This is a genomic window from Microcoleus sp. Pol11C2 (genome assembly GCF_036701505.1).
Classification (GTDB): domain Bacteria; phylum Cyanobacteriota; class Cyanobacteriia; order Cyanobacteriales; family Microcoleaceae; genus Microcoleus.
The window spans coordinates 60,445-73,668 of sequence record NZ_JAUBQX010000007.1; the positions used below are offsets into that span (position 1 = coordinate 60,445).

13 protein-coding genes are annotated in these 13,224 nt (G+C 42.7%); 7 read left to right on the plus strand and 6 right to left on the minus strand.

Features of this window, described 5'->3' with window-relative positions; genetic code table 11:
- Window positions 1–22: 22 nt before the first annotated feature.
- Window positions 23–346, plus strand: coding sequence for a hypothetical protein (locus QUA42_RS06705; RefSeq protein ID WP_333136213.1), 324 nt, complete (start codon window positions 23–25; stop codon window positions 344–346).
- A 34-nt stretch (window positions 347–380) separates the two neighbouring features.
- On the opposite strand, the gene QUA42_RS06710 is transcribed toward QUA42_RS06705, so the two are convergent.
- Both QUA42_RS06710 and QUA42_RS06715 read right to left on the minus strand, forming a co-directional pair.
- The gene (locus QUA42_RS06710) at window positions 381–530 is read right to left on the minus strand and encodes a hypothetical protein (RefSeq protein WP_333136215.1); all 150 of its coding nucleotides are present in this window, start codon (window positions 528–530) and stop codon (window positions 381–383) included.
- On the minus strand, window positions 487–684 hold the full coding sequence (locus QUA42_RS06715) for a hypothetical protein (RefSeq protein ID WP_333136217.1): 198 nt from the start codon (window positions 682–684) through the stop codon (window positions 487–489). Before QUA42_RS06715 ends, QUA42_RS06710 begins: the two co-directional genes overlap by 44 nt.
- Before the next feature lie 618 nt (window positions 685–1,302).
- Here QUA42_RS06715 and QUA42_RS06720 point away from each other — a divergent pair.
- Both QUA42_RS06720 and QUA42_RS06725 read left to right on the plus strand, forming a co-directional pair.
- Window positions 1,303–2,214, plus strand: coding sequence for a hypothetical protein (locus QUA42_RS06720; RefSeq protein WP_333136219.1), 912 nt, complete (start codon window positions 1,303–1,305; stop codon window positions 2,212–2,214).
- Between the two features lie 84 nt (window positions 2,215–2,298).
- Window positions 2,299–3,039 carry a peptidylprolyl isomerase gene (locus QUA42_RS06725; RefSeq protein ID WP_333136221.1) on the plus strand — a complete coding sequence of 247 codons (741 nt, stop codon included), beginning with the start codon at window positions 2,299–2,301 and terminating at the stop codon, window positions 3,037–3,039.
- A 119-nt stretch (window positions 3,040–3,158) separates the two neighbouring features.
- Here QUA42_RS06725 and QUA42_RS06730 read toward each other — a convergent pair whose 3' ends face one another.
- From QUA42_RS06730 to recQ, 3 genes are read right to left on the minus strand one after another with little or no spacing between them, the layout of a single operon-like run.
- On the minus strand, window positions 3,159–3,845 hold the full coding sequence (locus QUA42_RS06730; RefSeq protein ID WP_333136223.1) for a hypothetical protein: 687 nt from the start codon (window positions 3,843–3,845) through the stop codon (window positions 3,159–3,161).
- Entirely contained in the window at window positions 3,842–4,975 is a 1,134-nt protein-coding gene (locus tag QUA42_RS06735; protein ID WP_333136225.1) for an AAA family ATPase, read from the minus strand. The genes QUA42_RS06730 and QUA42_RS06735 overlap by 4 nt, the downstream gene beginning before the upstream one ends.
- Window positions 4,976–5,031: 56 nt before the next feature.
- Window positions 5,032–7,227: a DNA helicase RecQ gene (gene recQ / locus QUA42_RS06740; RefSeq protein ID WP_333136227.1), complete on the minus strand. Its 2,196-nt coding sequence runs from the start codon at window positions 7,225–7,227 to the stop codon at window positions 5,032–5,034.
- 97 nt (window positions 7,228–7,324) lie between these two features.
- On the opposite strand from recQ, the gene QUA42_RS06745 reads away from it, so the two are divergent.
- Window positions 7,325–7,609 carry a DUF427 domain-containing protein gene (locus QUA42_RS06745; protein ID WP_190738299.1) on the plus strand — a complete coding sequence of 95 codons (285 nt, stop codon included), beginning with the start codon at window positions 7,325–7,327 and terminating at the stop codon, window positions 7,607–7,609.
- A gap of 69 nt (window positions 7,610–7,678) precedes the next feature.
- Here the strand turns inward: QUA42_RS06745 and QUA42_RS06750 are convergent, their stop codons facing one another.
- The gene (locus QUA42_RS06750; RefSeq protein WP_333136229.1) at window positions 7,679–8,344 is read right to left on the minus strand and encodes an L-threonylcarbamoyladenylate synthase; all 666 of its coding nucleotides are present in this window, start codon (window positions 8,342–8,344) and stop codon (window positions 7,679–7,681) included.
- 75 nt (window positions 8,345–8,419) lie between these two features.
- Here QUA42_RS06750 and larC point away from each other — a divergent pair, with 75 nt between their 5' ends.
- The 3 genes from larC (at window position 8,420) to QUA42_RS06765 (ending at window position 13,161) form a co-directional block, all read left to right on the plus strand.
- Window positions 8,420–9,862 carry a nickel pincer cofactor biosynthesis protein LarC gene (larC, locus tag QUA42_RS06755; protein ID WP_333136231.1) on the plus strand — a complete coding sequence of 481 codons (1,443 nt, stop codon included), beginning with the start codon at window positions 8,420–8,422 and terminating at the stop codon, window positions 9,860–9,862.
- Between the two features lie 440 nt (window positions 9,863–10,302).
- Window positions 10,303–11,724, plus strand: coding sequence for a serine/threonine-protein kinase (locus QUA42_RS06760; protein ID WP_333136233.1), 1,422 nt, complete (start codon window positions 10,303–10,305; stop codon window positions 11,722–11,724).
- A 54-nt stretch (window positions 11,725–11,778) separates the two neighbouring features.
- Entirely contained in the window at window positions 11,779–13,161 is a 1,383-nt protein-coding gene (locus QUA42_RS06765) for a serine/threonine-protein kinase (protein WP_333136235.1), read from the plus strand.
- Window positions 13,162–13,224 lie beyond the last annotated feature (63 nt).

Below are 13,224 nucleotides of genomic sequence, written 5' to 3' on the forward strand. Positions count from 1 at the left end.
TAGTTTACAAAGGAGGAACCTTATGTTGATATATGATTTGTCCTACATCGAAAATGTTGCAGAAAACAAGTTGATTTTAGGTGGTACTGCATTGGGATTAGATGCCTTTTCATCAGTAGACAGTGGAAACACTTTGACTGCTATAGACATTATTTTTAGAAACCAAGGCAAAGTTACGAAAGCAACGGGTACGGGAACAGCTATAGCGATGGGCACTGATCCTCTAGCTGGTGTTGATGTTTACTACGCAGGCTTTGATAAAGTGAAAATAAAAATTAATTCAGGAACACGAGCAAACTATGCTTATGAGACGGTTACTGTAAAGGCGATGGACTTGCCACACTAACTGTGATGGCTTGTAGTAAAGGCTTAAGCCCTTTTTAGCTTTTAATGATTGACCACTTCATCACGGGTACGAGCGGTTTCTGGCGGAGGAAAGAGCCGATCGCCCCAACTCGCTGAATGCCAATTCTAATTACTTCCGCATCATGGCAGGTGCAGGGCGATCGCGATCGCCCTGCACCTGCCATGACTCCGCATCCATTCGATCGCGATCGTATTCAAATCGGCTAAATCCGTCGCCTTCCCGGCTGATGCAAGCCCCTCCAACGGCCGTTCCAAGTCCCCTCCCATCCGCTCAACCACAGTCCTCAAACTGCTGCCAAACCCCGCTCTGTTCATCACAATTCAGGAACGGGAGCAGCGGTGTGTCGATCGGTCCTCAACACCAGCAAGCGTGCGCCCGGATACAAAGAGTGTAAAAATTGAAAACTTGCGTAAGTCTTATAATTTCAAACAAATCTGCCAAATTGGCAACATACCTCTAATTAGTCCAGATATATTGAGGTAAATCGCAATAAAACACGGTTTTTGCTCATCTTTAGCAGTCCGCCCTAATACTTTTTGAGTACGGGCGAGTGCAAGGAAGGTGCAGTTTAAATTTATACAAGCCTTTTGAGAGTGATGGTGATGGCTAAATCAAATGCCATTGGCAATCAGTACCGATCGCCCAGATTGGTATTGGTAACTATTTTTTCCTGTCCTATTTTCGGGATGCACCAAGGTTCATTTATTAAAAACATTTCAGTCTTTAGTCTGAAGTGAAAAGCAATTGTTTCACACTCTTTAAAATCCTACATTGGCATTCATTGAGATTCGCAATGTCGGCGCTCGTGCAAGTGATTTTCGTCTTTACATACAAGTAAAAGGAGATAAATCGCGATGCCTCCATTCGATTCATTAGCTCCTGAGCCCTTAAATAATATTGTTGGAAACAGCAATAGTTTAAACACCTTGAATTCGGTGGCGAATAACCCTGGTGCGGGCAGCAGCAGTAGTTCCAGCACATCTAGTACCTTTGTAAATAACAGCGGTGCAGGCAGTACCAGCAGCGCGACAGCAACTTCCCCGATGGGAAGCAGTACAAGTAGTGAGACTGCTTACGCTGTGGGGGCTACATCTAGCAGTGGCAGCGCGATAGCGAGTGCTTCTACAGTGGCGCCCCCAACTACTAACGCCACAGCGCCAACACCCACACCGTCAAATAATGACGGTTCAACGTTCACCCCCGTGACTGGTGGCACTTCTAACAATTCAAGTCCTTCTAATTTCTCTCCAGACAGTACGGGTACTGGCGACGAGAGTAGGATCGACAGCAACGGCGACGGATATTGGCTGGGCACCAACGACAGCGATGTGATTACTGGCGATAGCGGGAGTGATCAAATTTTTGCAGGAAGCGGCGACGATATTGTCCAAGCTAACAGAGGTGATGATGCGATCGATGGAGGCGATGGAAACGACACTTTGCGGGGAGGGAAAGGTCAAGATTTGCTAATTGCCGGCAACGGCGACGATTTTCTTTGTGGCAACTTCGGCACCGATACATTGATTGGAGGTAGCGGCGCTGATACCTTTGCATTTCAACCCGAAACAGCGAGTGCAGCAGCTAATCCATTGTTAGCCGATCGAGTCGTTGATTTTAATCCTGCTCAAGGCGATCGAATTGGGCTGATAGGGGGAATTTCGGTAACAGACTTGACACTCGTCGCGTTTGATACGGATGGTGACGGTACGACAGACGCGACTCTGCTCAAGTTTAGTTCAAATAATGGCGATCGAATTTTAGCTGTTGTTTTGGGAACAGTTAACCCAGCGGGTGCAACAACTTTGAGCAATGCTGATTTTATTAGTTTGCCAAATAACATCTTGTAGCTAACCGTTAACCCTTAACCCCAACTACCCCGCAGGAAGCGTCGGGGATGAAGTTAATAAAGTTATATAGGTGGAGAGAGACAGATGAAAGACTTTTACGGGCCATTGATTGAAGCAAGTGAAATCATCGAACAACTCAGACAAGAGATGCAATTAAAAACATTTAGTCAAAAGGTTTTGCAGAAAAAAGTTATTGAGAAAGCCGCCCGGGAACGGGGGTTAACTGTGACTCCCGACGAAATTCAAGCTGTGGGCGACCAACTCCGTCGCGAGAAGCGTTTGGAGAAAGCGGCGGACACGATTGCTTGGCTGGTCGATCAGATGATTTCTGTAGAAGATTTAGAAGCCGGGATTTGCGATCGGCTCCTCAGCCAAAAACTAGCCGAACACTTGTTTAGCAAAGAAGTAGAAAAGATTTTTGTTCAAAACAAACTGCAATTCGACCAAATAATTCTTTATCAAATAATTGTTGCCAACCGCCAGCTTGCTCAGGAACTATTTTATCAAATTCAAGAAGGAGAAATTAGCTTTTTTGATGCTGCTCACCTTTACGATATTGACGAAAATCGTCGGCATATATGCGGTTGCGAAGGCAAGGTTTATCGGTGGGGTTTAAAACCAGACATAGCCGTCGCCGTATTTAGCGCTAAACCCGGAGAAGTGATTCGTCCAATTGAAACAGAGCTAGGATATCACTTGTTCCTGGTTGAAAAGTTTCTCCCGGCGGAATTAACCCCTGAACGGTATCAAGAAATATTGCATAATCTGTTTAACGAATGGCTGGCTAACGAAGTCAACCATTTATTGTACACTTCTAAAGTGTAGGTGGCGCGCGGAGCACAGAGAAGCCTAAGTGGTTTGACGCGCTACTTATAGCGCTAAGGTGTGGTGTACATGGAACCCTACATATAGAGGTTCTACATAAGTCGTATAATTGTTGCCATTTAATTTTGTAATTTGGATTTAACTATATTACAAAAATCGATGAAATGTCGAAAAGTAGTAAGTTGTTCTGGGTGAACTTGAATTCTTGCCAATAGCTGTTCTAAATAAAATTGCTTGAGTACATCTCCAGGTCGTTTCTTAGAATAGGTAATATTTTTAGCTTCAAATAACAATCTCAAATAAGCTCCGTGAAACTGAGCGTGAGTATTAAAATCTCGATATTTTCCCATGTTTTCAGGACAGTTAACTGAAACATCATAATATTTATTATAATCTAATAAAGGTTTGTTTTGAGGATTTCTGGAATAAATCTTGCGATTGCCCAGCAGCCAACTTTCCAAGCAGCGATTCTGAAATATCAGTACAAGTTCTGCATTGTTTAATTTCAATTTTTGCTGACTTAAAAAATCCTCAATTTCAGTTGTAAGTTCGGCAACAGTATTTTCCTCGGCATCCAGACACACTACAAAATAGCTGTATTTTCCGTTTGAGTTGATTTCCTCTATCGCAGGCGGGATGTAATTGTATAACGAAGGATATCCTTCACCGCTAATCAAGTAATAATTTTTTTCCTTCACATCATCGCAATTGTCAACTCGCTGCAATTCCGGTAAAAGATAAGCCAGCCAAGCAGGATAAACTTTTCTCTCCGATTGTGTTCCTTCAACCAAAAAATACAGATTCATTCAACTTTGATTCCTTCGCTATATTCTTCAAGATTAATCAGTTGCATAAAAGCTTGATGCCTAGATTTTCCCAAATTCAAATCTTTAGCATCTATCACAGTTACAACCCCACCTTTGCGAGTGACTATTTTCCAGTGTTCCATCCCAATATTATTGATTATGTAAGGATGGTGGCTGGTGAGAATGAATTGAATATTTCTATTTTCCACAATCAAATCTGTCACAACATCGATACAGTTAATTCCCAAGCTGTTTTCAAATTCATCAATCAGGATTACCGTGCCTTCGGGCGACAAATACAATTCGCTAATATGAATGAGTGTTTTCAGCATTCCTGAAGAAATATTGTTTTGGAAAATCCAATCGTTAACACCCTTTTCTTTGATTTGAATAGGAAAACTAATAAATGATGATTCTTCATGTTGTACGGGTTCTATTTTTAGGTCTTCCACTTGAGGAAAAGCTTGTATAAATATGCGTTTAATTTTATTAAATAAATCTGAGTAATGACTAAAAATAAAAGCTAATTTTATCTGAAGTGGCACATCAGTTTCCTTGATAGCCATTAATACCGACTCACTTTTTGGTAGGTTTAATATCGCTGTATAATTCATGTCGTAATAATCCATTGAACTCGAATTATTGCTAATTATTTTATACAAAAAAGCGTAGTAAGCAGGTGAAATATCATCTTCTTGATTTAAGATTTTCACTACGCTTTGGAACGGAGACAATTTTGGCGTTTTCTGACCTTGAAATATAATTTCATTAGGTGTTCTTTCTATAATTATATCTTCCTCCATTAATAAATGTTCTCTAACAATTCTAAATTGATTAGTTTCGTCTTCCTCATTAAGAATCTTTGGCAGATTTTTTTTTGTTTCAAATTCGCCTTGCCAGCGGTACTCGACATCATCTAAATCATCATTTACTGTCGAAAATGTAATATCCCAAGCTAAACCGTTTAGGGAAACACCATTTGCTATCTTTTGTAAATTCAAAATAGCATTCAAAATTTGTGTTTTGCCGACACCGGAGACACCAACTAATAAAGCCAAGTTGGAAAAATAGATTGGTTCAAAACGCCACTCTCGTAAATTATCCCAAAAAGCTACTTTTTTAATTTTCATTTCTCCATCCTATCAATTATCTGCGTTCATCAGCGTTCATCTGCCTACATCTGCGGTTAAAAACCCACATAATTTTGCCGCCACCAAGCGCGGACAAACTTAATCTCCTCAAACGTATAACGTTCTTCCAAAAAATCATAAATGGCTCTCAGTTTTTCATCTCCCATAACTTCAATAGCGTACACTATCGCCTGCTGACGTTCCGGTTCCACCAACAAATTTATATCAACTTCCCTGCCCATTTCCATCAATTCTATCAGATGCCCAGAAATAGTATTAGGGCTCATACCCCGCGCATTAGCTATTCCTTGAACTGTCAAACCTTGTCGGTATAATTCCCAAGTTTGCATCTGCGAATAAGACGCAACGTTAGCAAGATTGGGAAGATTAGCGACATCAGAAGATGCAGCACCACTTGGCAATCCTTGTTCTTGGCAAAAAGTGCGAATTGCCTCCAAAAAAACCTTACCGTACTTATCTCGCTTGTTGCTGCCAACGCCGTAAACTTCCTCGAATTCTGTGAGATTTTGCGGGCGTTTTTCTGCCATGTCTCGCAAGCTTTTATCCGCAAAAACTACGTAAGGTGGCACAAATTGTTCGTCGGCAATTTGCTTGCGTAGCGTCCGCAGTATGGTAAATAAACCTTCTACTTCTACTGCCAAAGAACGAACTTTACCCTGTACTTCCCGCTGGGGTTCAATGGCGATTTCAACTGTGCGCTGACGTTTCATAATTTCCCAACTTTTTTCATTCAGTTTTAAAATGGGAAATCCGTCTGTTTTTTCGTCTAAAAAACCTTGATTTAACAGCGAACGACTCAATTTTTTCCATTCATCAGCACTTCTATCTTTGCCAATTCCGTAAGTAGAAAGTTGGTGGTGCTGGTATTGCAATATTTTTTGATTCTTTGAACCGCGCAGCACGTCAATAATGTGATTCATGCCAAATTTTTCTTGGCAGCGGGCGACGCAAGAAAGAAATTTCATTGCCTCAATCGTCCAATCTTCTACGGGTTTTTGGTTGCAACAGTTATCGCAAGTACCGCAGTTTCCGGGGAATGAATCGCCAAAATAACTTAACTGGATTGTACGACGGCAATCGGTTGATTCTGCATAGTTGATTACTCGACGCAACTGTTGGCGGGCAATTCGTTGTTCTTGTGGATCAGGTTTTTGCTCGATGATGTAGTCGATCATTTTGACATCGCCGTAGCCGAAAAATAAGCTGCAATGGGCGGGTTCGTTGTCTCGGCCTGCGCGGCCGGATTCTTGATAGTATCCTTCGAGATTCTTGGGCAAGTCGTAGTGAATTACAAACCGCACGTCGGGTTTGTTAATGCCCATACCGAAGGCTATTGTGGCTACCATTACTTGCACGTCGTCGCGAATGAAGCGGGTTTGATTGGTGGCGCGATCAACATCGTTCATGCCGGCGTGGTAGGGTAAGGCTTGGATGCCACTTTGTTGCAATTTATAGGCAACTTCGTCAACTTTTTTGCGGCTGAGGCAATAGATAATTCCCGAACCGCCTTTTTTTTGGATGATTTGCAAAACTTCGGCAAAACTGTGTTTGGTTTTAGGGCGAACTTCGTAGTATAAATTGGGGCGGTTGAAGCTGGCGACGTGGATGTAGGGATTTCGCAGAGTTAGCTGCTGGATAATGTCTTGGCGGACGCGCTCGGTAGCGGTGGCGGTTAGTCCCATAATGGGAATATCGGGATATCGATCGCGCACTCGTTGCATTTGCCTGTATTCTGGTCGAAAGTCGTGCCCCCATTCCGAAACGCAGTGGGCTTCGTCGATCGCAAATGCCGAAATTCCTAACTTATTTGCTACTATATCTAAAAACGGTAAAAATCTCTCACCGAGCAAGCGTTCGGGTGCAACATAAAGCAATTTAATCTTACCTTCGAGAATCGCTGTTTCGCGCGATCGCGTTTCCTGACTGCTCAAAGTGCTGTTGAGAAAAGTCGCCCCAATTCCATTATCCTGCAAAGCTTCCACCTGGTCTTGCATCAGAGCAATTAACGGCGACACAACCACTGTCAATCCCGGTTTCAACAGTGCCGGTAATTGAAAACACAAAGACTTGCCACCGCCCGTCGGCATGACAATCATCATATCCCGTTTTTGTAAAGCAGCTTCGACAATTTCCTGCTGCCCCGGGCGGAAAGAGTCATAGCCAAAAAAATGTTTGAGTGCTTGTTCCAGGGGCAGCGGCACAGAAGATATTGGCGGATTAGACGCTGACATTTGCAGTAGTTGGTTGTTGGCTTCTCAACTATTCTATGCCTTTTGAGCACAAATACAGTTACAATAATTGAGAATCTCAATTTAAGCAGAAAAACTGATGCCGAAAGCAATTTGGAATGGTGCCGTTTTGGCCGAGAGCGACAAGTGCGAAATTGTAGACAACAACTATTATTTCCCCGCCGATGCTATTAACCGTGAGTATTTCAAGGATAGCAGCACTCACACTACTTGCGGTTGGAAAGGTGTTGCTAGTTACTACAGTGTCGAAGTCGGCGGACAAGTTAATAAAGATGCTGCTTGGTACTATCCTACTCCGAAAGATGCTGCTAAAAATATTGCCGGATATATTGCTTTTTGGAAAGGAGTTAAGGTAGAGGCTTAAAGCAGTTTATAACTAAAAAAATGGGGCGGGTTGTGGGCCAATTGAGCGCTTAACCTGCCCCTGAAAATTTTAATCTTTTTCCCAAACGGCGACAGCTTCCGAACCCAAACCACGGCGAACAACAATCGGTTCGCTTGCTGTTAAATCGAGAATGGTAGAAACTTGATATCCCGGATCGGAACCGTCATCGACAATGACATCCACTAGCTTGGAAAAACAGTCAAACAGCTCAGCTTTGCCAAAGCTTTCTGCTTTAGATGCAGGCACTGGTGCTGCACCTTCATCATCCGTTGTAATGTGAGCGGACGTTGAAATAATTGGATTTCCCAAGGCTTCCAACAGTGTAAAACAAAGCCGCTGGTCGGGAACGCGAATTCCAGTGGTTTTCCGTTTTGGGTTCATTACCAACCGTGGCACTAACTTGGTAGCTGGCAGCAGAAATGTATAAGGCCCCGGTATTAACCGCTTGATAATTCTGTATGCTTCATCGCTGACTGTAGCATAGTCGGTGATATTTGACAGAGAGGAACACAGGAACGTTAAAGGCTTATCATTAGATAGTTGCTTGATCTGCCTGACTCGTTCTACTGCAGACTTGGAGTTGATATCGCAGCCGATCGCATAAACTGTATCTGTCGGATAAAGCATCACTGCCCCATTTTTTAGAGCTTTTTGAATTTTCTCGATCCGGTCTCTTTGGGGTGCAACTGGATGCACTTCGTAAATAGTTGCCATGTTAAGATATTGCAGGCTAAGTGGGCGATCGAAATATCGAGTGAAACAATCAATGCTAAAAATTAATTGTTAACAATGAATAAAATAGCTTATTTTGACTGTCCAACCGGCATTGCTGGCGATATGTGCATCGGAGCTCTCATCCACGCCGGCGTTCCTTTAGAATACCTAATCGAAAAACTCAATTTGCTCGGCATTTCGACAGAGTACCAGTTGCGGACGGAATTAGTCCACCGGAATACTCAACAAGCAACTAAATTTTATGTCGATTTAGCTGCGGATTTGTCGTTAAAACCAGAAAATCCCGCTACCGAACTCGATCCCTCGGAAACCGAATCCCCGACTTTCGACGCCCGCCACCACCATCATCACGGGGAAGAACATTCTCACAGTCACGGCGAAGCAGATGCCGAAATTAGCCACACTCATCACCGCAATTTGCCACAAATTGAGCAAATCATCGTTTCTGCAAAATTGCCTCCGCGAGTGGAAGCTTGGAGTTTGGCTGTATTTGGCAAATTAGCAGATGCAGAAGGTGCCGTACACGGTATCCCCGCAAGCGAGGTTCACTTTCACGAGGTGGGGGCTACAGATGCAATTATTGATATTGTCGGTACTTGTTTGGGTTTGGATTGGTTGGATATTCAGGAGTTTTACTTTTCGGCGATGCCGACTGGTGCAGGTACGGTGAAGGCGGCCCACGGTAAGTTAGCGGTGCCGACGCCGGCGGTGATGCGGTTGTGGGAAACGCACCGAGTGCCGGTTTATAGCAACGGGATCGATCGCGAATTGTGCACTCCTACGGGAACTGCGATCGCCTGTACTCTAGCCTCTGCTTTCGGCCCGCCACCGCCGATGCAAATTCAGGCGATCGGTTTGGGTGCAGGTTCTCGAAACCTGGCAATTCCTAATATTTTGCGCCTCTGGATTGGGGACAAGGAAGAAGGAAGAGGGAAGAAGGAAGAGGGAAGAGGGAAGAAGGAAGAGGGAATAGGGGAGAAGGAAGAGGGAATAGGGAATAGGGAAGAAGGAATAGGGGAGAAGGAAATATTTAACCAATTCCTAATGCCCAATTCCATAGAAACTATTACGGTATTGGAAACGCAAATTGATGATTTGAGTCCGCAGGCGATCGGCTATGTTTTTGATGCTTTGTTTGCCGCCGGAGCTCTGGATGTTTTCACTGCCCCAATTGTGATGAAAAAGTCGCGGCTGGGGGTTTTGTTAACTGCGATTTGTCATCCAGAATTTGAGGATGCTTGCGAAGCTGTGATCTTTCGCGAAACTACTACTCTGGGAATTAGGCGATCGACTCAACAGAGAACTATTTTACACAGAGAAATTCAGACAGTTAAAACAGAATACGGCGAAGTGCAAATAAAAGTTGCGAAGTCTGGAGAAACGATTGTTAATGTACACCCAGAATACGAAGATTGCGCGGAAATTGCCAGACTTAAAAATATTAGCTGGCGGGAAGTTCACCGCTTGGCGCTGCAAAGTTGGTACGATCGCACTTAATCAATTACGGTGAATTACAAGAGGAATTTAGTCCATGACGGGGTGAAAAACCGTCCGACCCAGCAGGCTGGAGGAATAGCTAAATCAGAGGAATCAAAGCCTCTAATATCGGTTTTGAGAGGGCGAGATAAATTCAGCTTTTTCGTCCATTCAGACGTAGTTTAGTTTTGGGCTACTTAAACTAATATTTCAGGACTTACGCAGGCACTTGACATATAGCGTGCCTGTGTTTGGACTATCACTACTGATTGAGCTGGAAGCTAAAAGTTGTTCGGGATGGAATGAGAACAGAAGTTAAAGCAGGCTCTAGTTAACTACTGAGCGCATTATAGTCATATCATAATAATCATAATTAATGTTTGTAACAAATGGAGCTTTTTCCTAGCAGCTTTCGTTAAGGCTGAGGTATAGTAAAAGCTGTCAATATTTATAGAAAAAATATGGTAGAGCGAGTGTTAAAAGAACGTTATGCCATTCAGCAAGGCCTGGGAAAAAATGGGGGACGACAAACTTTGCTGGCGCGCGACTTACAAACTCAGGAGTTAGTCGTCATCAAAATCCTTACTTTTAGTGCAGATTTCCAATGGGACTATTTAAAACTATTTGAACGAGAAGCCACAACCTTACAGTCACTTTCCCATCCGGTAATTCCTAGTTACTTAGACCATTTTGAATTCCAGACGCCAAAGACTAAAGGGCTTGCACTGGTACAAAGCTATATTGAAGCGAAATCTTTGGCAGAATGGGTTGAATCTGGACGGAATTTTAACGAAAAAGAAATAAAGCAAATCGCTAAAAACTTGCTGAAAATTTTGATATATTTGCAACACCAAAACCCGCCAGTAATTCATCGAGATATTAAACCGAGTAATATTCTGCTAGCCGAGCGATCGCCCCTCAAACAAAAACACTCCGCCCTTAATAAAGGTAGTTGGTTGGGTGAAGTTTACTTAGTAGATTTTGGCTCAGTTCAAACCTTAGCAGCGAGAGAAGGTAGCACCGTTACGGTAGTCGGAACTTACGGATATATGCCGCCCGAACAATTTGGCGGGCGCGCGGTTCCGGCTTCGGATCTTTATGGCTTGGGTGCAACGTTAATTTACTTAGTAACTGGAGTCCATCCAGCCGAATTGCCACAGGAGGATTTGCGTATTAATTTTGAGCCAAAAATCGCTATTAGTTCGGATTTTGTGGACTGGCTGCAGTGGATGACCGAACCAGATTTAAACAGCCGCTTAACCACGGCCGATCGGGCGTTACAAGCACTGGAAAAACCGAAACATAGGGGGCGATCGCTCCTGCGAAACCCTAGGGCGAGTAATAATGTAAAACTGAATAAAGACAGAAAGAGTTTGGAAATTGTGATTTCTACTTTTTCTCCTCTCTTTTTAGTTAGTGTCTATTTAGTAATTCCGTTAATTGCATCGTACCACGTGCTTTTAGTAAGTATATCCTGGATTGTTAGGGCGTTTACTAAGGGTTCTTTTCTAGGTGGATTATTCGCAGCATTCGGAGTTACTTACTTGGGCATTTTTTGTTTATTTTTACTTTTTCAACCCATAAAATTAGTATTTCTTAGACGTATCGCCACTCGACTACTAATCGATGAGGAACAAATTTATTTTACTTCCAACTTGTGGGGATTTTTGCGTTACAATATGCTGCCACCAAGTCCGAGGCAAGCTATCTGTACATTACGATTCATAAGAGATGAATATACATACTCCAGCCTGGGGCGCAATATTCAAATTTGGGCCGGAACGCGGGAATATCAACTTATTACCAGCCATCTCATCGATGACGAGATTGATTGGATAGCAGGGGAACTCAGCGAATGGTTAAATTTGCCTATTAGTGAATAAAGTAGAGATGGCCAATGAAATTAACAATAACTCTCCTCAAGAGGTTTGCAAAAAATGGCAAGTGAAGTTTTAAAAGAACGTTATGTAATCGAGCGACAGCTAAGTCAAACTGCGGGAAGGCGCACGTTTATGGCGCGCGACTTGCACACAGAAGAGTTAGTAGCGATTAAGTTACTGATTTTTGGAGAAGATGTTCGCTGGGATGACTTGAAACTCTTTGAAAGAGAAGCACAAACTTTACAACTGCTTTCTCATCCGGCAATTCCTCGCTATCTGGATTACTTTGAGGTGGATACACCAACGGGTAAAGGATTCGCCTTGGTACAAAGCTATATCCCAGCCAAATCCTTAGAAGAATGGTTAAAAAGCGGGCGAACTTTTAGCACAGCAGAAGTCAAGCAACTAGCTAAAGCATTACTGGAAATTTTGGACTATCTCCACGGGCAACAGCCACAAGTTATTCACCGAGATATCAAACCGAGTAATATTTTACTGGCAAATAGCTTGGGCAATAGTGTCGGTGATGTTTATTTAGTTGATTTTGGTTCCGTACAGACACTAGCAGCTAGAAAAGGCGGTACAATTACTGTTGTCGGTACTTACGGATATATGCCGCCCGAACAATTTGGCGGGCGGAATGTTCCAGCTTCCGATATTTACAGTTTGGGTGCAACATTAATTTATTTAGTAACGGGTAGGCATCCAGCCGAGTTATCTCAAGGTAATTTGCAAATTCAATTTGAGTCATTAGTTAATCTCAACCGAGATTTAATCGATTGGCTGAAGTGGATGACACAACCGAGTGTGAACCGCCGCCTTGCATCTGCAAAAGAGGCCCTGGAAGCGCTGGAAAATTCCCGCCCGAAAACAGATATCTCGGCGGCGAGACAAAAACTGATCGGGAGCAGGATTAAACTGAAGAAAGATGGGGAGAAGCTAGAGATTTTGATTCCCCCAAAAAAGTTGGGTTTTTGGAGAGGCTACTGGATACGGACAGGAATGTTGGTTGAGTTGGGGTTAGTTTTATTAATTTTTCAATTCATAAAAATCATGGTTGAAACCGGGTATATAGTCTTTATGTTAGTGGGTGGGCTGTTTTTACTCATTTTTTCAATTGTTTTGCTATGCTCACTTCTTACTACATTTTCGCAACACATTCAAACTTATTTCAAAACGACTAAAATAAAACTCGATAGAAAACACATATCCGTGACTAAGCGATACCCGTGGTGTAAATTTCGTGTAGCTCCATTTGTGCATGAAAATATTAGTCCCAAAATTATGTATATCCGGAAAGCCAAGGATTTTAGGTGGCAATATAAATCTTATAAAACTATAAATTTTTCTGATTTAACTGCCCCTGAAATAGAAGTGCTAGCCAATGAAATAAATGCAATGTCGCACGGAAAACTTGTTTTTATAGTGGGAAATAATTAACTACCTAAAGAGATAATAAGTAGAGAAAATCACTACCGCAAAATAGTCTATAGCCCTTTATTT